Raw genomic sequence first — 22,646 nt, 5'->3', positions numbered from 1 at the left:
TGTTGTGATTAATAATTTTTAAATTCGTAATTTAATTTTTTAGAATATGAGTTTTGGAATAGAAGCAGCAAGTTATTATGTGCCCTCTTTATATTTAGAAATCAAAGATTTAGCAGAGAAAAGAGGTATAGAGCCGGCAAAGTTGGAAAAAGGATTGGGGTTACATAAAATGGGGTTTCCGGATGTGCATGAAGACGCAGCTACATATGCAGCAGAAGCATTATTAAAATTAATTAAAGATTATTCAATCCATCCTAAAGATATTGCAAGGATTTATTTAGGGACAGAAAGTGCTTTGGATGCAGCTAAGCCTACTATTTCTTATGCAATGCAAATGGTAGAAAAGCATATAGAAGAGGAATTTGGAATGCGATGTTTTAAAAATTGTGATGTAGTGGATATGACATTTGCGTGTATTGGAGCGGTTGATGCCCTTCATAACTCTCTTGATTTTGTGAGGGCAAATCCTGATAAAAAGGCTATTGTGATTGCAAGTGATTATGCAAAATATGAATTAGAGTCTTCTGGAGAATATACACAAGGTGGAGGAGCGGTTGCTTTACTCATTTCATCGAAACCTGATCTTTTGGAAATTAAGAATGAATGGGGAATAGCTACGGAAAGTGTTTTTGATTTTTTTAAGCCAAGGCGCCACTATAAAAAATCAGATTTAAACAAAGCACCCGAATCTTTTCCAGATACAATTGAAGTTTTTACGGACGAACCTGTTTTTGATGGTCAATATTCGAATCAGTGCTATCAGGATAGAATAAGAGAAGCATATGAACATTACAAAATTATTACGGGAAAGATGAAGCCTTATGAAAATTGGAAATATTTAATCTTTCATCTTCCCTATGCTTTCCATGGCAAAAGGGTTTTTACAGAAATTTATAGTATGGAAAACGGTCTTTCATATGAAACTCTTGAAGAGCAAAAAGCAGTGGCTAAGTCCGAAGAATATCTTCAATTCATTAATGATAAGATTGAAAAATCTCAGCGAGCATCCTCAGAAATTGGAAATATGTATACAGCTTCTATTTTTATGGCTTTCCTTTCTGCTTTACAAACTTCATTTGATGAAAATGACGAATTAAATGGACAGGAAATAGGCTTTCTAGGTTATGGAAGTGGTTCTAAATCAAAAGTCTTTACAGGGAAAGTATCTAAAGATTGGAAGAATGTGGTGGCAAAATGGAATGTGTTTGAAAATTTAAAAAAGCGAAAGCCTATTAATTTTGAAACCTATGAAAAACTTCATAGAAAACAATTGGACCAATCTGTTAATGTAAATTATAAAGGATTTGGTTTAAGTTCTGTAGAATTTGAAAATCCATTACTAATTGGAGCTAGATATTACAATTATCAAAAATAATGCAATATAATCAATAATAAATTATAGAAATGGGCCTTAAAGGGCCTATTTTCATTGTTTTCAAAAAGAGAAAGGCTGTAAAATTAATATATAAATTATTTAGAAAAGGTGGATGTTATTTCTCATTTAGTAAGGATATATTAATAAATTACAATTACGATTGTTTAAAAAATTCTTATTAAATAGTTTTTTAACGTATTTTATTTAATGTTGTTAAAAAAAAACAAAATACTTGCTTTTTTTTATTTTGTTAAAAAAATTATTCTAAACGTGATGATTGATAAAAAAAATTAATATTTAGGCTAAAATATCAATGTTATTTTTGAGTTATTCTTTAAAATAGCGAAATTATTGCAGTTTAATTTGTTGTTTATCAGGTATTTATGTTTTGTTAATGTTAATACTTATTAACATATTTGCGTTCTAGAAATACTAACGTTTATGAATATAAAGTTACGCATTATAACAACTGGTGTTTTGTTTTTTACTGGGCAGTATGCTATTGCGCAAACAAGTACAAAAGATACCATTACGAAAGAGAAGAAAATTGAGGAAGTTGTAGTTACAGGTTATCAGAAAAAAAGTAAAGATGAGGTTACTTCTGCTATTACAGTAGTTTCAGGAAAATCTTTATCCAATTTTTCATCTTCAACTTTAGGAACTAATGCTCTTCAAGGAAAAGCTGCGGGTGTAAATATTTCATCATTAAATGGAAAACCAGGATCTGGTTCTGCCATTAATATTAGAGGACTCGGAAATATAACGGCTTCAGTAGGAGCTTCGAATCCATTATTTGTAATTGATGGATTTATTGTAGGAAATGATCAAAGAGCCCAAGATGTATTCAACTCAATTAATCCTAACGATTACGAAAATATTTCTGTGCTAAAAGATGCAGCGGCAGCGGCTATCTATGGTTCTCAAGGAGCAAACGGGGTGATTGTTTTAACTACAAAAAGTGGTAAATCAGGTAAACCAGTGATTACTTTTAGTTCAAGAGTAGGATTTTCTGAGAAAATTAAAGATATTAATTTCAGAATGATGAATTCTGCTGAAAAAATTGATTTTGAAAATCAAATGGCAGAATTAGGAGTAACAGGATATACGAAATGGACAGATCAGGAAAGAGCTGCTGCTCTTGCCCAAGATCATAACTGGCAAAAAGATATATTAAGAACTTCTGCAATTGAATCATATCAAATTGGAGTGAGAGGAGGTAATGAAAAATCAAAATATACCTTTTCATTAGGATATGACTCTGATAATGGTATTGTACAAAATATCCATGCATATAGGAGGTACACAGGAAGAATGAAGTATGAGGCAACTCCTACGGATCGACTTAGCTTAGGCGCATCAATGGGAGTAAATTATAGTAGATCACAGGAAGTTAGGGATAGGAATAATAGTCAAAATCCATTCAAGGCTATGTATGCTTATAATCCTTATGAGCCAGTATATGATGCGGACGGGAGTTATAATCCTACACAGCAGGGATTTCCTATCTTAGAAGCGTTGAAAAATAATCCTGAAAACATTAATACTTTGATATTTGATGGTAATATTTTCGCTCAATATAAAATTACTGAGGGATTAAACTTTAAGTCTCAACTTGGAGGATATTTTAGTAATATGAGGAGAACTTCTAAAACACTGAGAGGCTCATTTTTGGATCGTATATTAGGTATTGGAGGAAGGGTTAATGAACGAAATGAGAACCGTTTTAGATATACCAACTCTAATACTCTTAATTATGTAAAGAAATTCGGAAATCATAATCTTGATTTATTAGGGTTAGTAGAATATACTGAATTTAGAAATGATTTTATTGGAGGAGAGGGAAGGAGTTTTGCTCTTCCAACAGTGAGTGCACCTAGTAATACGTCAACTCCTTTTTCTATTACGGGATATAATCAAAGATATATAACTTTCTCTTATGGAGCATTTTTAACGTATGATTTTGCAAAAAAATATATTTTAACGGCTTCTGTAAGACAAGATAAAGACTCAAGATTTGGTAAAAATAATGTGACTTCTGAGCCTTTTTGGTCTCTAAGTGGAGCGTGGAACCTTACCAATGAAGAGTTCTTGGCAAATAATAATATTGTTTCATTATTAAAGCTTAGAGCGTCAGTGGGTACGAGAGGATATAATAATATCGATCTTAATTTAAATAATGTGCTTGTAAGTGGAGGAGGATATGGAAACTTTCCTTCAGGATCATTAAATACTGTGTATGGAAATCCAGACCTTAAATGGGAGATAACCAAATCTCAGAATTATGGCGTAGAATACGGGTTATTAAAAAACAGAATAAAAGGAACTGTTGATTATTTTATTGATCAGAAGAAAGATTTCATTTTAGCTATCCCTAATCTTAGTACTGAAGCAGGTGGATATACAAAATACATCAATGCTGGAGATTTAAAAAATAAAGGCCTTGAGTTAAGTATTTCTGCGGATATTATTAAGTCTCGTGATTTTAATTGGTCAATTAGAGCAAATACCAGTCTCATGAGCTATAAACTTAATAAATTAAGAAATGGAGAGAGTGAAAGAATTTATGGTATAAATATTCTTAGAGAAGGATATGAGCCCTTTTCGTTCTATCTAGTTAAAAGTGCTGGTGTTAATCCAGACACTGGAAATGAGATGTACTATACCAAAAATGGAGGTGTAACAGATGTTTACAATTCTAATGATGCCGTACTGCTAGACGGGAAATCCCCATTGCCTAAACACTTTGGAGGATTCGGTACAAGTTTTTCCTATAAAGGACTTGATTTGCAGGCAGATTTCACCTATAAATCTGGTAATTATACTTATAATTATATGGCTTATGATATGTTGAATTATACTGATAATATAAGTAATATGAGAGCCGATGCATTCAATTATTGGACTGCACCTGGACAAACTGGTGTTTTACCAAGACCTAATAACACTACCAATGCACCTGGAGGTATTGTGGGGCCACAAATTACGGATCGATTTTTACAAGATGCGTCTTATATTAGGCTAAGGAATGTAAGCATAGGGTATACTTTTGATAAAAGAGTTTTTGGAGAATCATTCCCAGTTAACAAAATTAGAGTTTCTCTATCTGGACAGAATTTAGCAACATGGACGAAGTTCCAAGGAGATCCGGAAGTTTCTATTGGGTCTGGTGAAAGCCAAACTGGAGAAGGACAAACTTTCATTAATGGAGCGTATACTCAATATAGCTATCCTGCTGTTAAAACATATTTATTCGGAATTGAAGTAGAATTTTAAGAAAAATTAATTATGAAAAAAATATTTAATATTGCCGTACTATCATTTATAGCTTTTAGTTCTATACATTGTAGTGATGAAAGATTTGATATTCTTCCTAATGATCAAGATTCTCCAGAAAATATTTATTCCTCGGAAGCGAACTTCAGAGTAATGATGGATGGAGCTTACGATGCTTTTAAAGGTTCTGGGTATTACAGTGGAGATACAGGAAGTTCAATTATATTAGGTGACGTCTTGGCGGATAATCTTATTTTGAATCCAAAAGGAAGACAAACCAATACGGTTGCTTATCAATGGTCATATAGCCCCCAAAGTTCCGATGTAACCGCATTGTATGGAGGTGCATATACGGTTATTTCTAGAGCTAATAGTATCTTAGATAATATTTCTAGAGTTCCATATACAGATGTGATGAAAAATATTGAAGCTGAGGCAAAAGCAGTTAGGGCTATTGCTCATTTTGATATTGCAAGGGCTTATGCAAAAATACCAACACAGAGTGGTGATGCTCCAACATCATTAGGTATTGCTTATGTTACTCACTTTGATCCAGAGGCTAAACCGTCAAGAGATGCTACGGTAACAGAAACATACAATAAAATAATTAAGGATCTTGAAGATGCATTAGTGAATATCAATACAACGAATGGAACTGTTGGAAGATTAAATAAAACTTCCGTTTTGGGTTTCTTATCTAGAGTATATTTATATAAAGGAGATTATACAAAAGCAGTAGAATATGGCGAGCAATGTATATCATCTAGTAGTTCTTCAATGGTAGGAGGCAAAGAAAATTTTGTAAATGTATGGAGAGATGGATCTGATGATGGGGAATTATTTACAATTCTTAATTCAAATTTAGCTAGTGATAATGTAACAGTAGGGGTTGCATATAATCAAGATGTTAGGGGAATCCGTTCAGAGTATAGTGTTAATTTTGATTTATTTACCAAATATACAGGTAATGATGTAAGAAAGGAAGCTTATGTATTAACTGCTAATACAGGTGATATACCTTATAATCATGTGATAAAATACAGATCTAGGCTAGGTACGAATGTGCGTCAAGTGGTTGATGTTAAATTTTTGAGAGGTTCAGAAGTGTATTTAAATGTTGCAGAAGCTTATATGAAATCAGGAACTAACCCAACAAGAGCACTTGAGTTACTAAATGCATTGAGGTCTCAAAGATATATTTCGTATCCTACTCCTGGAACAGAAACGGGAGCAGCATTATTGAATGCTATCTATGAGGAAAGAAGATTAGAATTAGCATTTGAAAATGACAGATTCTGGACAATCAAAAGATTAGGACAGGCAGTTGTAAGATCTAATTTTGGATCAGCCGTAGATGGAACTGGTGGAGACCAACCTGAAGGTGCTTTGAAAACACTTCCTGCTAATAACTTTAGATTTGTTCTACCTATTCCTCAAGATGCTATTAATTTGAATCCAAATATAGTTCAAAACCCGAATTATTAATTAGTTGGGTTTTTAGAATAGATTAACTGATAAAATATACATAAAGTTTAAAAGCTCTGCTATTGCAGGGCTTTTTTATTATTCCAGTATCAGATTATTCTGATAGCTCTTAGGAGTAATCCCCTCAAACTGTTTAAACACCCGCGTAAAGTAATTACTATCTGAAAATCCAGTTTGGTAGGCGGTCTCTTTAATACTATTGTGGTGAGCTAAAAGTTCTTTTGCTCTATTTATCCTTTCTTGCAAAATAAATTCATTGGGAGAAGTACCTAATTCGTCCTTAAACATTTTAAAGAAATTTGATTTACTTACGTAAGTTAATTTGGCAATGTGTTCAATTGACAATTTTTGATGGAGATTTTTTTTGATATAATCTATTGCAAAACCTATTCTTGATTTGTTTTTAGCCATGCTTTTTTCCACTATGTTTCTCGCTTGAGTTTGCATCAACCTTATTAAAAGTTCTTTTAAGGCAAAGTCAGCCATAATATCCTTTTGGGTATTATCATCCATTGCAATTCTCATAATATTTTGCGTTGCTGAAGCTAAAGATGTATTATTAAAAAGAAAATATTCATCAAGCTTAATATCCCATAGGGAAGTCTCGTCTATTTTTGGAAAATGGTAATTTAGATAATGTAAAGAATCTTCTATAAATTCAGGATTCAGATTCAAAGAAACACATTGAGTAGGTGTTTCATCAGCTTCAGGAAAGTCAATAACCATGGTCTCTCCAGGTCCAACAATAACACTTTCTCCAGGAAGATAATCAAAATACCCTGTTTTATTTTCTAGCTTCATATGTTTTTTTCCACGGAGCATGGCCGTAAATGCAATATTTTCAAAATGTAATTTTATATTAAAAGCAGCTTTATGCGTTTCGTATATGCTAAATTCACAGTTATTTAGATTGAACTTTGTTTGATTTTCAATTAAGCTTGCGAGTTGATTTTCCTTCTTCAATGCAGGGGTATTTAATAAAATCCTATTATTATTCATTTCTAAATATTTTTTATTGCCTGTTTACTCAAATATAAAAAAATATAAGTCTATATGATTGTTAACGAAATTATAAAATTATAATCTTGTACGATTTTGAAGTTTTTTTATACGATTGTGCTATATGTTTTTCATGGGTAAGTGTAATTTAGGGAAATCTAAAATTAAAATTACACTAATATGAGCACATTAACAGAACAGAAATCGGAGACACTTTTACAATGGCCAGATTTCAAAAGCCGATATGATAATTATATTGATGGTAAGTTTACAGCACCTATCAATGGGAAATATTTTGATGTAACTTCTCCGGTAGATGGTAAAAATTTTACCCAAGCTGCCCATTCTTCTAAAGAAGATTTAGAATTGGCTGTAAATGCGGCTGAAAAGGCTTTTCAAACTTGGAAAAATACGTCTTCCACTGATAGAAGCATTATTCTGAATAAAATTGCGGATAGAATTGAACAAAACCTCGAATATTTAGCAACAGTTGAGACTATTGATAACGGAAAAGCCGTGAGAGAAACTTTAGCAGCGGATTTGCCATTAGCGATTGATCATTTTAGATATTTTGCTTCTGTTATCCGTTCAGAAGAAGGCTCTCATAATGAGCTGGATAAAGATACCGTTTCATTAATTGTTCATGAACCGCTGGGAGTGATTGCCCAAATTATTCCATGGAATTTTCCACTACTAATGGCTGTATGGAAATTGGCCCCCGCATTAGCAGCAGGAAATTGCGTAGTATTGAAGCCGGCAGAAAGTACACCCATTTCTATTATGATATTAATGGAAATTATAGGAGACTTATTACCGGCGGGAGTGGTAAATATTGTAAATGGTTTTGGAGCTGAATTGGGAAGAGCATTAGTTACAAATCCTAAGGTATCAAAAGCTGCCTTCACAGGATCTACAGCTACTGGGCGTTTGGTAATGCAGTATGCCACAGAAAATATTATTCCGGTAACATTGGAATTAGGAGGAAAATCTCCAAATATATTTTTTAATTCTGTAATGGCCCATGATGATGAGTTTTTAGATAAAGCAATTGAGGGTGCTGTTCTTTTTGCCTTGAATCAAGGTGAGATCTGTACTTGCCCCTCAAGATTATTGGTACAGGAAGATATTGCAGATCAATTTATCGAAAAAGTTATTGAAAGGGTAAAAGCAATTAAAGTGGGAAATCCTTTGGATAAAACAGTAATGATGGGAGCGCAGGCTTCGCAAATTCAAAAAGATAAAATTCTATCCTACATTAAACTAGGGAAGGAAGAAGGAGCTGAAGTTCTTGCAGGTGGAGAGGTAAATAATGTAGGAAAAGGTCTTGAAAATGGGTATTATATACAACCAACAATTTTCAAAGGAAATAATAGAATGAGGATTTTTCAAGAAGAGATTTTTGGCCCTGTTCTCGCATTTACAACATTTAAAGATGAAGAAGAAGCTATTAAAATTGCCAATGATACTATTTATGGACTTGGAGCAGGAGTTTGGACAAGGGATGCGCATCAATTGTATAATATTCCTCGTCAGATTCAAGCAGGGAGGGTATGGGTAAATCAATATCATTCTTATCCTGCAGGGGCTCCTTTTGGAGGATATAAACAGTCTGGAATTGGTAGAGAAAATCATAAAATGATGTTAGACCATTATCGCCAAACAAAAAATATGTTGATCTCTTATAACAAAAATAAATTAGGATTTTTTTAATCGCAAATCATATAGGGGAATGTCCACTTCTGCCATATTATTAGTATGGCAGAATGCTTGGATTATTTCAAAGTTTCTTACAGCCATTTTTATAATATTATAGATCTTTTTTAGATTAGAATGGGTAAACTTATCGAGTTTTTTGCAAGCAATTCTAGTAGGCTTTTTTAACTTTATTAAAGTAAAATCTAAAGATTCTTTCAATGAACTTTTAAAAATAAAAAATGGAAACAAAAATATCCAGACTCTCTGCTACAGAGAAAGCAATGGAAGTTATTTGGACGTTAGAAGAAAAATATGGTGACTTGATGTTCTATCAAGCAGGAGGATGTTGTGAAGGAACTCAACCCCAATGTTTTGAAAAGGGTGGTTTTTTTCCTAGGATGAATGATGCTATGATTGGAACAATTAATAGCCATGAATTTTGGATCGATCGCGATTTATTTGAATATTGGAAGTATTCTCATTTTACATTGGATGTTGCAGACGGTTTCGGGCCGGGAGGTTTTTCTTTAGAAACTCCATTGGGAAAAACGTTTAAAGTTCAGTATAGGCTTTTCACTCCGGAAGAATATAAAAATTTGGAGCCTGTAAAACGCAGTGAATAACTATACTTTTACAAACCTATTGACAAACATTGCCGCAACAATTTGTCCCACTGCATTTAGTACTGTTGCTAAAGGATCCACTAAAGTTCCGATAATCATAACAGCTGGAATAGCTTCTTGAGGTAGTTTATATACAGAAATCATCAACATTTCTCCAATATATCCTCCGTTAGGAATTCCTCCTGCAACGATACTTACAAAAACAGTAATTCCTAGAGCGAGTAAAAGATTTGTAGGTTCAAAGAAATCTCTTCCAATAATTAAAAAAGCGACATAAATTTTAATGATGGAAGACATAGAAGAACCGTTTTTATGTAAGGTTGTCCCAATAGGAATTACAATATTAGCGATTTGATTAGGAATTCCGATTTTAGACGCTGCTTGTAAGTTAGCGGGCATGGTGGCTAAGCTACTACATGTACTTAAAGCGGTAAGAGTAGGGAAAATTGAATAAGCCCAGAAGCTTTTGATACCAGTTTTGGGATTGGCCATAAAAGCATATAATGAAAAGAAAACAATAAAATAAATGACCCCAGCCACATAATATAAACCTAAAGGTTTAGCATAAAATCCAAAAAGTTGGGATCCCAATGTGGATACTTGAAAAGCAAAGTAAGCACCTAATCCAATGGGAGCAAATTTCATAATAAGCAGAAGTAATTCTTTCATAACTTCGTAACCAGAAGCTATAAAAACTCTGAATGGTTGGCCTATTTCTCCTGCTTTTCTCGCAGCAAAACCTGTTAAAAAAGCAAAAATCAAAAGTGCTAACATATTTTTTCGAGAAAAAACGTCAGTAAATTCTGCCACAGTGAAAAAGCTAACCACTCTATTACTCCAGGAATCATTATTTACGGTTTCTGAAATAGCTTCGGAGCTGCCCGTTATGCCAGAAACAGGGAAAAGATAAACCATAAGGATAGTGAAAATAGCTGCGGTTAAAATAAAAAATAGAAATGTGAAAGACATGGTTAGAATAATCTTTCCAAACTTGGATTGTTGTTCTAAAGAGGCAATAGAATTTGAGACTGCAAAAAAGACTAAAGGAACAACACTTACAAAAAGTAAATTTAGAAAAATATCTCCTAATGGTTTTATATAGTCAACAGTTTGTGGAAGGTAAATGCCTATAATGCTTCCGATAGTAATTCCCAGCAGCAAAGACAGTATTCCAAAATAGTTTTTTAATACTTCGTTCATATGGCGTTTTTACCAAAGATAGGTTTATTTTAACATTTCACTCTATTCATTTCATTTTGAAATTTCATAAATTTGAGTAAATACCTATTTTTATGGCTTATATAGATTACTATAAAATTTTAGGAGTAGATAAAAATGCGACCCAAGATGATATCAAAAAAGCATATCGAAAGCTGGCAAGAAAATGGCATCCTGACTTAAATCCAGAAGATAAAGAAGCGGAGAGAAAGTTTAAAGAGCTTAATGAGGCTAATGAAGTGCTTAGTAATTCTGAAAATCGTATCAAATATGATAGATACGGAGAGCATTGGAAACAGGGTGGAGAGTATCAAAAAACCAAACAACAAAAAAAGGAGTATCACGATAAAGGCTTTGGAGGAGGATTTTCTGATGCGGACTTTGGAGATGGAGGTGACTTTTCAGATTTTTTTCAGAGTATGTTTGGCAATACACGAGGGAATTTTGGTACAAGTTCTAGAGGAAGTGCCTCAGGAAAGTTTAAAGGTCAGGATATTCATGCAGAATTGAATATAAGCTTAAGAGATGCAGCAAGAACTCATCCACAGACTTTTGAAATAAATAATAAAAAAGTTAGAATTACTATTCCTGCAGGAATTTACGATGGCCAACAGATTAAATTAAAAGCACATGGAAATCCAGGCTTTAATGGAGGACCTTCAGGTGATTTATATATTACGTTTAACATTTCTGCTGATGAAAATTTTGAGAGGCTGGGAGATGATTTAAAAACGAAAGTAGTGATTGATTTATACACGGCCGTATTAGGTGGAGAAGTAACTGTAAACACTTTAGAAGGAAGTGTTACTCTTAAAGTAAAACCGGAAACACAAAATGGAATGACTGTAAGGCTAAGAGGAAAAGGTTTTCCGGTGTATAAAAAAGAAAATCAATTTGGTGATTTATTTGTTACCTATGAGGTCAAATTACCAACCCATCTTACCGAAAAGCAAAAAGAAATTTTTGAACAACTGAAAAATTCCTAAACGAATGAGTGAAAGAATATCCAGAGAAGAACTTGTAAAAATATACAATGTTGAAATTACTTTTTTTGATGAACTTGTAGCGTGTGGTCTTTTAGAAATCGTCATAGAAAATAATGTAAATTATTTAATGTATGATGATCTTGCCGTGTTTGAAAGGTTAGCCAACTTACATTATGATTTGGAGATTAATCTTCCGGGACTAGAAGTAATTCATGGTATGTTAAAAAGAATAGAGAATTTAAAAAATAAAAACCGTGAGCTTGTGAAAAAAAATTCTTCTATTAGTGATAAATATGAAAATATTTAGTTTAGCTTTGTGAACTTTTAAATTAAATATAAGAATGAACGAAGAAAAGACAATTATCTTACAGGCTGCAAGAACTGATTTTGAAGAAATATATTTTAACGAAAATCAAGGAAGTTTGTTATTCTCTCCGATGACAAAAGGGAAGACTATCATGACTATCATTACAGCTATTACTTTATTTACTACTTTTCTTTTAAAAGAAAATTTAAGCGAAGAGAATGTGGGAATTTTGTACTTTCTAAGTTTCATTTTTCTGCTATGCGCTATTTTTTTGTCGGTAAGTGTTAATAGAGTTTCACGATGGAAAAAGCAGGTTAATAATTATTTAAGTTCGCTTGAAGATTGTAATGTATATGAAATTCGTTTTGATCATCATTTTTTCACAGTCAATATTGATAATGAAAAAGAAACCAGTGAATGGACAGATTTTGAAACTTTTGATATTAATGAAAAATTTATTTCATTGGAAGGAAAGTACAGCTATATGTTTCCAAAGAAGGCAATGAATGAAAAAGCATTTGTACTACTTGAAAAAACAATAAAAGATAATATAAAGATATAAAAAAAACAAAACCAATTTGGTTTTGTTTTTTTATATTGAGATTGGATTAGTCTAGCCAACCCATTTCTTTCATCCAGTCATCATTATAGATCTTCCCAACATATCTTGAGCCATGATCGTGAAGAAGAACTACAATAACATCATCTTTAGTAAATTGATCTTTCATCTGAACTAGTGAGGCAATTGCACTTCCAGCAGAGTAACCACAAAAAATACCTTCTTCCTTTGCTAATTTTCTTGCATAAATTGCACCATCCTTATCCGTAACTTTTTCAAAATGATCAATGATAGACATATCATAATTTTCCGGGATGATATCTTCTCCAATACCTTCAGTAATATACGTGTATGCATGATCGTAGTGAAGCTCTCCTGTTTCATGAAACTCTTTTAGAATGGATCCATAGGTATCAATACCGATTACTTTAATAGTAGGATTTTTCTCTTTGAAAAACATTCCACATCCTGTGATTGTTCCTCCTGTGCCTGCTCCTACTACAAAGTGGGTTAACTTTCCTTCCGTTTGTTCCCAGATTTCAGGGGCTGTAGACTCGTAGTGGGCGGCTCTATTCGATAAATTATCATATTGATTTACATACCATCCATTTTCTGTTTCAGTGGCTAATCTTTTAGATACTGAATAATAAGAACGTGGATCTGTAGGTTTTACATCTGTAGGGCAAACAATTACTTCTGCACCTACAGCACGAAGTATATCACATTTTTCTTTTGATTGCTTAGAGTTGGTTACAAAAATACATTTGTAGCCTTTAATAATTGCCGCAAGAGCGAGTCCCATTCCTGTATTTCCAGAAGTTCCTTCAATGATGGTTCCACCAGGTTGAAGTCGACCATCTTTTTCAGCATCTTCTATCATTTTCAGAGCCATTCTGTCTTTTACAGAATTTCCAGGATTAAAAGTCTCCACTTTTGCTAAAACCAATGCTGGAAAATCATCTCCCAAAACCTTATTAAGTTTTACCAATGGGGTATTTCCAATGGTTTCAAGGATGTTGTTTGCGTATTTCATAAACGTTTTTTAAAGCTGGACAAAGATACGGCTTTAAATTTGAAGAGAGTCGGAGAGAGGTTAAAGATCTATGAAAGAATTATGCAATGATTGATAAACTATAATTTAAAGTTCTTGATAATTAATTATACTTAATAGCTTTTACCGGAGAAATTTTACTAATCAAATAGCTAGGAATAATAAGAGCCAAGCCTGAAATGATCAAAATTCCTACAGAAATAGAAGTAATAGCGAGGGGATTAAGATCTACAGGAACTGTACTTACATAGTAGTTTTCAGGATTTAATTTAATAATCCCAAAAAACTTTTGAATCAATAACAACCCAATACCAATTGCATTACCATAAAGAAGTCCCGGAATCATAATAATTAAAGTATAATTGATAAACGTTTTCCTTATTTGAGAATTGCTTGCTCCTAATGTTTTAAGTAAACCAATAGAATTTGTTCTTTCAATGATAAGAATTAAAAGAACCATAATAATATTGATAACAACAACAATTAACATTATAATAATAATTAAAGCAATGTTAGTATCAAAAATACTGATCCAATCATTAATTTGAGGGTATTTTTCAGTAGCTTTTTCTGCATAGTTTTTGTAGCCAATAAATTTCTCAATTTCTGGAAAATCTTTATCAATATTATTAATGTTTTTTAGGAAAATATCAAGGCCTCCCATTTCGTTTGCTTTCATATCCTGAATTTTTCTCACATGATTAATCCCTCCTAATACAAATTGGTCATCAATCATTTTGATGTCTGTCTTATAAATTCCTACTACCTCAAACTTTCTATAAATGGGTTTCTGATCAGCTTTTGAAAAGACGGTAACAATGCTGTCTTTTAATTTTAGATGAAGATCATTCGCAATCTTTTGAGATATAGCCACGCTATTATTAAAACCTACTTCAGTTACTTTAGGAGTTGTTCCCTCAATAAGAAATTTTTTAAATCTAAGACTGTCGAAATCTTTTCCAATTCCTTTAAAAATGATACCTGCAAAACTATTTTCATTTCTCATGATCCCTGTAACGGTAGCGTATTTCTGGACGCTTTCTACGTCAGGAATTTGTTTTATTTTTTGAATATTCAACCCCTGATTGTCAAGAACTGACGTATTGTATGAAGAATTTGATCGAGTGGATTTTATAGTAATATGACCGCTAAAATCTGCTAATCTTTCTTTTATCGCTTTTTTGGATCCAAATCCGGTAGAAACGGTAATTAATGACACAATAATTCCTAATGCGACAGAAAGCCTACCGATGAAGATGATAACCCTTGAAAGGTTATTTTTGTTATCTTTGGAAAATGCTATTTTTCTAGAAAAATATAAAGGAAATTTCAAGCTTATGAATTTAGACTTCAAAATTAAAAATTTACTTTTTATTTGCCTAATTTTTTTAGGAGTATTCAATCATTATTATTCTCAGAGTCAAGATAAAGGTGAGTTTAAAACGGGGGCAGACCAACCGGAGCTCTATTTGCCTTTATTGAAAGATAAAGTTATCGGAGTTGTAACCAATCAGACGGGATTAATGAATGATAGAACCTATTTAGTAGATTTTTTGGTTAAAAATAATATAAAAATACAAACCATTTTTGCTCCTGAGCACGGTTTTAGAGGGGACGCTGATGCGGGTGAGAAAGTGAAAAATGGGATAGATGTAAAAACCGGAATTCCTATTGTTTCTCTGTATGGAAATAATAAAAAACCTACGGCTGCACAGTTAAAAGGTATTGATATAATAGTGTTTGATATTCAGGATGTAGGAACGCGATTTTATACCTATATTTCAACATTAAGTTATGTAATGGAGGCCGGAGCGGAAAACCATGTGGAAATAATGGTTTTAGATAGATCTAATCCTCATGACGGCTATACAGATGGACCTGTATTAAAGAAAAAATGGTCTAGTTTTGTTGGGCTTCATGAAGTTCCTGTCATTTATGGACTTACCATCGGAGAGTATGGAAAAATGGTGAATGGTGAAAGGTGGCTGAAAAATAATATTCAGGTTAAATATACCCTGATTCCTATGAAAAATTATCATAAAAAGCAACGGTATGCAATTCTAGATAAGCCTTCTCCTAATCTACCGAATGATAAAGCAATTAATTTATATCCAAGTTTATGCTTTTTTGAAGGTACACAGGTTTCTGTGGGTAGGGGAACTTCTTTACCGTTTCAGATATATGGGTCACCATGGACAAAAAGTTTACCGTATCAATTTACTCCAAAGCCAACTTTTGGTGCAAAAGATCCATTTTTAAATGGTAAAATATGCTATGGAGAAGATCTTTCCCAATATCCTACTAATTTGAAAGGCTTGAATTTAGAATGGGTGATAAAAGCTTATAAAGCCTATAAAAACCCAAACCTTGATTTTTTTCTAAAGAATCTATGGTTTGATACTTTAGCCGGAACAGATGAATTAAGAAAGCAAATAATCTCAGGAAAATCAATGGAGGAAATTAAGTCATCATGGAAGCCTGATCTACAAAAGTTTGAAAAAATCAGAACAAAATATGTGATGTATAAAGATTGATTTAACGGCTTTAATCAAAATTTTGCGGTGGCGTATTATCATTTTTACCCTTATTTAAAATGAAAATACCAATGGATAAACCTATTACCCCAGCAAAAGCTGTCATTAATGCTCTTTCTAGTTTATCCGGAAGATTATTACCAACATAGTTCATTAAAAACAGAATCACAAAAGTAATACTACTAATAATAATATGTCTTTGCCCAAATAATTTCATGCTATTTTAGTTTATATGCTATCATAATACCACCTCTATAGGGTAGCCATTCTGAACTACGATTATATCCCTCTGCACTATCGTACCTTACGCCTGTGCCCCTTACATATCCTTTATAAAAATCTTGAGAGTTTCCTATACCGAGAAAGACGTCCATATTCCAACGTTCTGCTAGGCGGAATTGATATCCTCCAGTAACACCGAATAGAAAGGAATACCCTTTTTGATATAATTGAGAGTTAATGTATTGGCTTGGAGTTCCTATTTGGACATCTACATATGTATTATCATTCCAATAGTTTGGTTTTTGTATCGTGTATAGTCCAAAGGATAAGTTTCCTCCTACATACCAACCTTTGAATGCTTCTTTGAAATAATATCTACCTTCTAGGGTTCCCATATATATTTGGGCTTCGTGTCCTGCAAAAGATTTCCAGGGAGATATGAGAGCATCTGCTTGAAGCGTGTATTTGGGAGCAATTTTATATTCTATTCCGGTATTTATTACTCCAATGGGTAAAAATAGGGCATTAGCTTTTACGTATAGCTTTTCACTTTGTTTTTCCTCTTGTTGTGCTTGTAAGTTAGTGGAAAGGCTTATTAAAATAAAAAAAACTGATCTAAATTTAGATTTCAAAATTATTTTATTTGGGTTAATAGTTTTTCAGAAAGGCTGGCATCTTTATTACTGCGTATTGCTAAATCTTTTGCCATTTCAGCATACGTTTTTGCCATTTCTTTATTTCCGGTTAAAAAGAAAAGATTAGCTAAGATATATGTATTTTCAGGAGTTTCTCCTCTCATGACTGATTTTTCAGCCCATTCAATAGCTTTTTTCAAAGAGGGTTGATTTTTTACATGATCTGAAAATATCCAAGCTGCTTTTAGTAATTCCGTAGGATCTGTTGATTCGGTGTTTTTATAATATTCTAATGCTGTTTTTTCATATTCGTCAAAATTGGAATGTTGTTCATAGTAGTCCAATTTTATTTGATTTAGCCTTGTAATAGCATTTTCTTTTCCAATCAAAGGCTCAGCTGTTTTAATGAAATATTCATCGTTGATTTTATTATTTTTATCATCAATGGATTGTTCAATAACTTTTGTCAATTTCATTTGATTATCAAACTCTGTATATGTTTCTGCCGGAAGATATTTGATGATCTCATTTTTTCTATCCAGAAAAACTTTATAGTTTTGATCTTCAGGTGATTTTAAGAAAAATAATAAAAATCCAATATCATCTTTTGATAATTCATCGGTTTTTTTCTTATTTGCAAAATACCTTTCAGATGCTTTTTTGGCAAAGTCAAAATCAGAATTTGAGTTTAATTTCATAATGTTGATCAGAAAATCGGGAGAAGCTTCTCCTTGTGCAAAGCGCTCTTTTAAAGAACCTTTTTTATTGTTGGGAGAATTGACTTCTTTAGCCATAGATAAAAACATCTCTTCTTCCATATATCCGAAGTTTTGAGAAATAAGTTCTCCATCTCCATTTAAAAAAAGATAGCTAGGGTAGGAGCGAACGCCATATTTTGCGGCAATCTCTCTTCCTTCTCCTTTTTCCATATCAAACCTGGCATTTACAAAGTTTGCATTATAATAATCCCCGACAGATTTTTGGGTAAATATGTTTTTTTCCATTAACTTACATGGACCACACCAAGAGGCATAGGCATCTATAAAAACAATTTTATTTTCTTTTTTTGCTTTAGCAATTAAATCTTTAAATGAAGTCTCCTGAAATTGGATGGCTTCTTGTGAAAATGTAATAATCGTAAAAAAAATAAACAGTCCCGAGATGAGTTTTTTCATTTGCATTGTATTCTGTTTCACGAAGATAGTTATTTTTATATATAATAGCAGTATTTTAATAATATATTAACAAATTATGATATAGTATGTAGTGTGGATAGTTGAGTATAATTTTCATTAATTTTTAATTTAATAAGTATTTTAATTGTTAATATATTCTTTATTTGTTTAAAATATAATGTGATTTTATTTTTTGGCATGTCTTTTGAATGAGGTAGGCTCGCTGAATAAAATATTGAAAATATCTATAATTATAAAAATTATTTAAACTATTTTATTTTTTATTATATGTTTTTTAATATTTATTGCTTATTATGATTTAAACGAATACCATGAGAAACAAACTTTTGATGTCGCTATTGTTGCTAATCTTGGCTCTTCCTAAGATGATATGTGCCCAAGGAAACTCAAATAATATTCTGAAAAGTAACAATATTCAAGAAATTGAAAATTATTTGAAAATCGCCCATCCAGATGATCCTAAAAGAATGGTTTTGAAACCTAGACTGGTTGCTTTGAAAAATAAAGCTTGGACGGAAGGAAAGAATATTCCAAAACCAAAGGAATCAACGATGAACAATATTGTTATTACTCAGAAACCTGTAATTGATGAAAGCCAAGAGTTTAATCGGTTGATAATGTTGACTCCTCAGGAACATAGTGGAAAAACGGTTAAGCTACTCAATACAATGTTTAATGAGGATATTGATAGTAATGAGGCAATTCTCTTATTTAAAAATCAGTCGGATTGTAATCTTATATTAAGAATTCATGGAAAAGAAAATTATAGTATGGCTGTTCCTACGCATGGAGAAAACTTTATAGTGGTGAATAAAGATTCTTATAATTTAACAGCAAATGTTTGTCATTCTTCTTATTCTTCGTATAAAGAGGTGAGAAAAGGTATGGTAATAACAATTGCTAATTCACAAAATAGACCAGAGAATAATATATTTTAATACCTGCTTTACTCTTTTTTTGTTAGGTTTGGTAGGGATTCAATTTTTATATACATAAAAATAGTGGAGGCTAAAAACCTCCACTATTTTATTTTATCAAAAGATTGATAAAATACTTTTATTTACTTTATTCTCTATCGGATTTGTCCTCTCATTAAACCACTTGGTATTTGAGTAGAGTGAAGATTAACATATACTGCTGCTGTTCTTACTTTTGTAAGTTGTGCCTGAGTTAAAGATAGAGTTTTTGTAGTTCCTAAATTTGTTATATCGAAATTGATATAAACAGGACCATTCTGTGTAGAGCTTCCTTCATGAATGTGTCCCATAGTAATTGCATCTGTTGAAGATAAATTATTTACAACCAATCTATAATACATAACACCATCTACAATTCTGATAAATGCCATCCCAGTTTCGCTTCTTCCAGTAACAGGAGGGATTTCATTACTTGGAGATAGTGCGATATTGTAGGCATCACTAACCATTTGATTAATTTGTCCTCTTACAAGTCCTTGTGGATACGTAGTGGAATGAACATTTACATATAAGTTTTGTCCTTGCGTTAATCTGGACATTTGTGCATCAGTAAGTTGTATTTGACCTGAGGCCATGCCTCCTGAAAAAGTAATCTTACTGTTATCTACTAAGTCTACCAAAACATCTCCTGTGGAAGCTACATCTCCTGTATGGATATGTGCTATGGTCAACTTATCTGAAGAAAGAAGGTTGTTGATCTTTATTTGAAATGCCAATAAATTATTGTCATACAATTGGAAAGATGCCGTTCCGGTTTCGCTACGTCCCGTTACTGCAGGAATGGAATTAGCAGTGTTGAGGGGAACATCAAATTCACTTACGAGCCTAGGACTATCTCCATCTTTACAGCTGATAATTACAATGGCAAGTACTGCCATAAATGCGAACGCTTTTAAAAATTTTCTCATCATAATTTTTTTATCTAAAGTAATAAAATAATCTCAACCTGTTCAATTTCAATAGTTTTTTTTAAAAATAAAATATAAAATATCTTTAAATGATGACTTACGTGATGTTTTTATCTATATATGTTTTATATTTTGTATTTAAAATCTAAAAAAAATGATAAGATTGTATTGCGAATTGTTTTAAAAATAGGTGATGTAGGAAAAAGATATCCCTTAAAGTGTTTTTATTGTTGTCATTTTTATATTGACTCATTAATTTTGAATTTTAAATGTTTTTTTATGAAATAATGTAATTTACTGCTGTAAAATTTTATTTTGGATAAGGTGTACCAATTTGTCAATTATTGATTTGTTATAAAATCGTAAATCTCGGTAATTAATTTGTCAATGGTTTTACTTTTTTTTAATGTCTCCCATGAAAATTCTTTATTAGCAATTGTTTCGCTTAATCTTCTCTTGTTCTTGAGGGTTCCAAAAGTACTTTTAGTCTTGCTTTCATATTCAGATTCATTAATTGCAAATTTTCCATCAAATTTCCCGACTTTATTTCGAATTTGATTCAAAAATTCTCCAATATATTTTTTAGAATAATCATTGCTATTGGTTGTTTTTAGAGTTTCTTTAATCTTATCTTTAATATTTTTACATTGTTCAGGTACTGATGTCAAACTTTTATTACATAGATCAATGAGAACCTCTTCCCATACTTCATTGGGAAGTAAATTTTCTATTTCTCGGTGGGTTTTAATTATTTTAGGAATGAAATTAGAGGCTTTTTCAGCTTCAAGTTTTGCGAGTCTTGTGCCTTTTTTTGAATTCGCTTTGGCATTATCACTATCAGCCAATAAAAAAATTCTATTGGAGAGAGAAAGTGCTTTAATGTCACTTATTATTTTTTCTTGTTCATCTTCCTTCATATCGTCAAATAAATAATGGTCTAAATTAGTTCCTGCATATTCAAAAAATGCAAAGTCAATATCTTCCTTAGGATATTTTTTTTCTGTAAACGTGCAATACGATTTTAGAAATGCTCTAATGTATATTCTATCCGAAATGCCTTCTACCCAAATACTACAATTAGCCATGAAAACAGATGAATTTTGAACTCCAATATTTTTTAGAAGATCATTATCTCCAGCATTGGTATTCTTAATTATCAGCTTTTTATCTTCTTTTTCTGTTTTAGAATAAAAAGAATAAATTGAAATATTATCTTTTTCAAGAGTTAAATCAAGAAAATGATTGGAGTGAGTAGAAAGGAAATAGGTTAAGTTTTTTTCACTTAAATCGGGATTAGTTATTATTTGTTCTAAGAATAATCTTTGCATTCCTGGATGAAGATTTATTTCAGGTTCGTCAATGAAAATATAAGAATCGTTTTCTGCCATAAAGATTTTATACATAAGAATTATTAATGCTTGAATTCCATCTCCTGAGTCGTATAAATCTCTAGTGTGTTTCTCTCCTTCAATATGAATACTTATAACTTCTTTTGTATTGTTTCCTTTTCTGCTTTCATCTTTATCAAATTCTGCAATAATATCGATATTTTTATCGTCAAAAAAATTACGACTAATAAATTTTTCAAAGCTTTCAAACCTTTTCCTGGTTTCTCTCTTTGAGTTTCTAGTATTTAAAATTTCCTTATATAAATGTACTCCAGTAAAAATATCAATATTTTTATCGGGAGAATAATTTTTTTTTAAAGTATGTAAGAAAATATCGTCTTCCATTTTTTCATAACGAACTTTATTTAAATCATTTTTTTGAAGATATAATGAATGTGCTGTTCTTAAAACGGGTATATAATAAAACTTAGGATTTTGAATTTGTGTGACTAGCTCAAAATTGTTGGTGTTGAATTTCTCAAACCAAAGATTGTTTTTTAATATATCAAAGTGCTTCCCTATTTCTAAGTTTTTTACTAATGGTTTAGAAGGAGATTGAGTGCTTCTTCTTATTCTATTGTGTTCCTTGATTGATGAATTAATTGTTCTAAATTCATCCTCGTCTAATATCCAAAAATTTTTATTGGTCATTAAACTTCTCATGAATTTACTTTTGCCACTATTATTTGCGCCTATAAAAATATTTATTTTATTAATAAAGGGGAGGTATTCTAAAGGTAAAATGCCATCCTTGTTTTCCAGATAATAGGTGTTAGATTTTTCTAAAAGTAATGTTTTATTGCTTTTCATGTTTTAGTTTTTATAAAGGTATTGGTTTTTAGATGTATTTATATGTGATTTATCAATTGCTTTATTGGGTGAAAATTATTTAGAGAGGAATTTTACAGTAATTAAGATAAAACTCTAGGATAAAGAGCAAAGAAACCTTCATAGATAGGTTTCGGAAAATCTACAATCAAATTATTACAAAATTTGTGATAATGACTAAACTAGAAGTGCCAATGCTTCAACAGAATGTTTTAATGCGAAAATCAAAAACTTTAGAACGCACCTTAGAGGAGTAAAAGATAGGCTCAGGCGCAAAAGTTGGGGGGAACTTTTAATACTATTATCTTTGCTTTATGATAAATGATCAGGAACTTCTTAAATTATTACTTCCAGAATTTTTGGTAGAACACTTTGATATACTAAAAG

19 protein-coding genes are annotated in these 22,646 nt (G+C 31.7%); 10 read left to right on the top strand and 9 right to left on the bottom strand.

The features are described from left to right. Positions 1 to 46 precede the first annotated feature (46 nt). The 3 genes from CHRY9293_RS12985 (at position 47) to CHRY9293_RS12975 (ending at position 6,133) form a co-directional block, all read left to right on the top strand. Positions 47 to 1,375 carry a hydroxymethylglutaryl-CoA synthase family protein gene (locus tag CHRY9293_RS12985; protein ID WP_162033369.1) on the top strand — a complete coding sequence of 443 codons (1,329 nt, stop codon included), beginning with the start codon at positions 47 to 49 and terminating at the stop codon, positions 1,373 to 1,375. Positions 1,376 to 1,816: 441 nt separating this feature from the next. Further along, the gene (locus CHRY9293_RS12980) at positions 1,817 to 4,648 is read left to right on the top strand and encodes a SusC/RagA family TonB-linked outer membrane protein (RefSeq protein ID WP_162033368.1); all 2,832 of its coding nucleotides are present in this window, start codon (positions 1,817 to 1,819) and stop codon (positions 4,646 to 4,648) included. 12 nt (positions 4,649 to 4,660) lie between these two features. Then, positions 4,661 to 6,133, top strand: a complete 1,473-nt coding sequence (locus CHRY9293_RS12975; protein ID WP_162033367.1) for a RagB/SusD family nutrient uptake outer membrane protein — start codon at positions 4,661 to 4,663, stop codon at positions 6,131 to 6,133. 78 nt (positions 6,134 to 6,211) lie between these two features. Here the strand turns inward: CHRY9293_RS12975 and CHRY9293_RS12970 are convergent, their stop codons facing one another. Beyond that, positions 6,212 to 7,132, bottom strand: a complete 921-nt coding sequence (locus CHRY9293_RS12970) for a helix-turn-helix transcriptional regulator (protein WP_162033366.1) — start codon at positions 7,130 to 7,132, stop codon at positions 6,212 to 6,214. 180 nt (positions 7,133 to 7,312) lie between these two features. On the opposite strand from CHRY9293_RS12970, the gene CHRY9293_RS12965 reads away from it, so the two are divergent. Together CHRY9293_RS12965 and CHRY9293_RS12960 are read left to right on the top strand one after the other, a co-directional pair. Next, complete coding sequence (locus CHRY9293_RS12965; RefSeq protein WP_162033365.1) at positions 7,313 to 8,842, top strand: aldehyde dehydrogenase family protein; 1,530 nt, start codon at positions 7,313 to 7,315, stop codon at positions 8,840 to 8,842. A gap of 224 nt (positions 8,843 to 9,066) precedes the next feature. Next, positions 9,067 to 9,450: a DUF779 domain-containing protein gene (locus tag CHRY9293_RS12960; RefSeq protein WP_162033364.1), complete on the top strand. Its 384-nt coding sequence runs from the start codon at positions 9,067 to 9,069 to the stop codon at positions 9,448 to 9,450. Here CHRY9293_RS12960 and CHRY9293_RS12955 read toward each other — a convergent pair whose 3' ends face one another. Then, positions 9,451 to 10,650, bottom strand: a complete 1,200-nt coding sequence (locus CHRY9293_RS12955) for a dicarboxylate/amino acid:cation symporter (protein WP_162033363.1) — start codon at positions 10,648 to 10,650, stop codon at positions 9,451 to 9,453. Positions 10,651 to 10,742: 92 nt separating this feature from the next. Between CHRY9293_RS12955 and CHRY9293_RS12950 the strand changes: the two genes are divergently transcribed. From CHRY9293_RS12950 to CHRY9293_RS12940, 3 genes are read left to right on the top strand one after another with little or no spacing between them, the layout of a single operon-like run. Next, entirely contained in the window at positions 10,743 to 11,654 is a 912-nt protein-coding gene (locus tag CHRY9293_RS12950; protein WP_162033362.1) for a DnaJ C-terminal domain-containing protein, read from the top strand. Positions 11,655 to 11,658: 4 nt separating this feature from the next. Continuing rightward, on the top strand, positions 11,659 to 11,961 hold the full coding sequence (locus tag CHRY9293_RS12945; RefSeq protein ID WP_162033361.1) for a chaperone modulator CbpM: 303 nt from the start codon (positions 11,659 to 11,661) through the stop codon (positions 11,959 to 11,961). A 34-nt stretch (positions 11,962 to 11,995) separates the two neighbouring features. Then, a complete protein-coding gene (locus CHRY9293_RS12940) occupies positions 11,996 to 12,523 on the top strand; it encodes a hypothetical protein (RefSeq protein WP_162033360.1) in 528 nt (175 codons plus the stop codon). Between the two features lie 46 nt (positions 12,524 to 12,569). Here CHRY9293_RS12940 and CHRY9293_RS12935 read toward each other — a convergent pair whose 3' ends face one another. Together CHRY9293_RS12935 and CHRY9293_RS12930 are read right to left on the bottom strand one after the other, a co-directional pair. Continuing rightward, positions 12,570 to 13,553 (bottom strand): PLP-dependent cysteine synthase family protein, encoded by a 984-nt coding sequence (locus CHRY9293_RS12935; RefSeq protein ID WP_122546588.1) that lies wholly within the window; start codon positions 13,551 to 13,553, stop codon positions 12,570 to 12,572. 121 nt (positions 13,554 to 13,674) lie between these two features. Next, positions 13,675 to 14,904 carry an ABC transporter permease gene (locus CHRY9293_RS12930; RefSeq protein ID WP_162033359.1) on the bottom strand — a complete coding sequence of 410 codons (1,230 nt, stop codon included), beginning with the start codon at positions 14,902 to 14,904 and terminating at the stop codon, positions 13,675 to 13,677. Positions 14,905 to 14,908: 4 nt separating this feature from the next. On the opposite strand from CHRY9293_RS12930, the gene CHRY9293_RS12925 reads away from it, so the two are divergent. Then, complete coding sequence (locus CHRY9293_RS12925; RefSeq protein ID WP_162033358.1) at positions 14,909 to 16,105, top strand: exo-beta-N-acetylmuramidase NamZ family protein; 1,197 nt, start codon at positions 14,909 to 14,911, stop codon at positions 16,103 to 16,105. Positions 16,106 to 16,115: 10 nt separating this feature from the next. Here the strand turns inward: CHRY9293_RS12925 and CHRY9293_RS12920 are convergent, their stop codons facing one another. The 3 genes from CHRY9293_RS12920 to CHRY9293_RS12910 are packed head-to-tail and all read right to left on the bottom strand — an operon-like array spanning position 16,116 to position 18,137. Beyond that, positions 16,116 to 16,322 (bottom strand): hypothetical protein, encoded by a 207-nt coding sequence (locus CHRY9293_RS12920; protein WP_122546590.1) that lies wholly within the window; start codon positions 16,320 to 16,322, stop codon positions 16,116 to 16,118. Between the two features lies 1 nt (position 16,323). Next, positions 16,324 to 16,959 (bottom strand): DUF3575 domain-containing protein, encoded by a 636-nt coding sequence (locus CHRY9293_RS12915; protein ID WP_162033357.1) that lies wholly within the window; start codon positions 16,957 to 16,959, stop codon positions 16,324 to 16,326. A gap of 2 nt (positions 16,960 to 16,961) precedes the next feature. After that, positions 16,962 to 18,137 (bottom strand): thioredoxin family protein, encoded by a 1,176-nt coding sequence (locus CHRY9293_RS12910; RefSeq protein ID WP_162033356.1) that lies wholly within the window; start codon positions 18,135 to 18,137, stop codon positions 16,962 to 16,964. 332 nt (positions 18,138 to 18,469) lie between these two features. Between CHRY9293_RS12910 and CHRY9293_RS12905 the strand changes: the two genes are divergently transcribed. Continuing rightward, positions 18,470 to 19,096, top strand: a complete 627-nt coding sequence (locus tag CHRY9293_RS12905) for a DUF6759 domain-containing protein (protein WP_162033355.1) — start codon at positions 18,470 to 18,472, stop codon at positions 19,094 to 19,096. A 134-nt stretch (positions 19,097 to 19,230) separates the two neighbouring features. On the opposite strand, the gene CHRY9293_RS12900 is transcribed toward CHRY9293_RS12905, so the two are convergent. Together CHRY9293_RS12900 and CHRY9293_RS12895 are read right to left on the bottom strand one after the other, a co-directional pair. Further along, on the bottom strand, positions 19,231 to 20,043 hold the full coding sequence (locus tag CHRY9293_RS12900) for a CHRD domain-containing protein (RefSeq protein ID WP_162033354.1): 813 nt from the start codon (positions 20,041 to 20,043) through the stop codon (positions 19,231 to 19,233). A gap of 341 nt (positions 20,044 to 20,384) precedes the next feature. After that, a complete protein-coding gene (locus CHRY9293_RS12895; protein ID WP_162033353.1) occupies positions 20,385 to 22,241 on the bottom strand; it encodes an AAA family ATPase in 1,857 nt (618 codons plus the stop codon). Positions 22,242 to 22,646 lie beyond the last annotated feature (405 nt).

Origin of the sequence: Chryseobacterium potabilaquae, from assembly GCF_902728265.1 — a bacterium.
GTDB lineage: Bacteria > Bacteroidota > Bacteroidia > Flavobacteriales > Weeksellaceae > Chryseobacterium > Chryseobacterium potabilaquae.
Note: the sequence above shows the minus strand (reverse complement) of the source record. Positions and strands in the feature narration are given on the sequence as shown.

Excerpts from the sequence above, each read along its gene's own strand:
- CHRY9293_RS12900 (WP_162033354.1), bottom strand. The coding sequence starts at position 20,043 with ATGAGAAAATTTTTAAAAGCGTTCGCATTTATGGCAGTACTTGCCATT.
- CHRY9293_RS12950 (WP_162033362.1), top strand. The coding sequence starts at position 10,743 with ATGGCTTATATAGATTACTATAAAATTTTAGGAGTAGATAAAAATGCG.
- CHRY9293_RS12980 (WP_162033368.1), top strand. The coding sequence starts at position 1,817 with ATGAATATAAAGTTACGCATTATAACAACTGGTGTTTTGTTTTTTACT.
- CHRY9293_RS12965 (WP_162033365.1), top strand. The coding sequence starts at position 7,313 with ATGAGCACATTAACAGAACAGAAATCGGAGACACTTTTACAATGGCCA.
- CHRY9293_RS12920 (WP_122546590.1), bottom strand. The coding sequence starts at position 16,322 with ATGAAATTATTTGGGCAAAGACATATTATTATTAGTAGTATTACTTTT.
- CHRY9293_RS12925 (WP_162033358.1), top strand. The coding sequence starts at position 14,909 with ATGAATTTAGACTTCAAAATTAAAAATTTACTTTTTATTTGCCTAATT.
- CHRY9293_RS12935 (WP_122546588.1), bottom strand. The coding sequence starts at position 13,553 with ATGAAATACGCAAACAACATCCTTGAAACCATTGGAAATACCCCATTG.
- CHRY9293_RS12895 (WP_162033353.1), bottom strand. The coding sequence starts at position 22,241 with ATGAAAAGCAATAAAACATTACTTTTAGAAAAATCTAACACCTATTAT.
- CHRY9293_RS12975 (WP_162033367.1), top strand. The coding sequence starts at position 4,661 with ATGAAAAAAATATTTAATATTGCCGTACTATCATTTATAGCTTTTAGT.
- CHRY9293_RS12960 (WP_162033364.1), top strand. The coding sequence starts at position 9,067 with ATGGAAACAAAAATATCCAGACTCTCTGCTACAGAGAAAGCAATGGAA.
- CHRY9293_RS12970 (WP_162033366.1), bottom strand. The coding sequence starts at position 7,132 with ATGAATAATAATAGGATTTTATTAAATACCCCTGCATTGAAGAAGGAA.
- CHRY9293_RS12910 (WP_162033356.1), bottom strand. The coding sequence starts at position 18,137 with ATGAAAAAACTCATCTCGGGACTGTTTATTTTTTTTACGATTATTACA.
- CHRY9293_RS12905 (WP_162033355.1), top strand. The coding sequence starts at position 18,470 with ATGAGAAACAAACTTTTGATGTCGCTATTGTTGCTAATCTTGGCTCTT.
- CHRY9293_RS12945 (WP_162033361.1), top strand. The coding sequence starts at position 11,659 with ATGAGTGAAAGAATATCCAGAGAAGAACTTGTAAAAATATACAATGTT.
- CHRY9293_RS12940 (WP_162033360.1), top strand. The coding sequence starts at position 11,996 with ATGAACGAAGAAAAGACAATTATCTTACAGGCTGCAAGAACTGATTTT.
- CHRY9293_RS12985 (WP_162033369.1), top strand. The coding sequence starts at position 47 with ATGAGTTTTGGAATAGAAGCAGCAAGTTATTATGTGCCCTCTTTATAT.
- CHRY9293_RS12955 (WP_162033363.1), bottom strand. The coding sequence starts at position 10,650 with ATGAACGAAGTATTAAAAAACTATTTTGGAATACTGTCTTTGCTGCTG.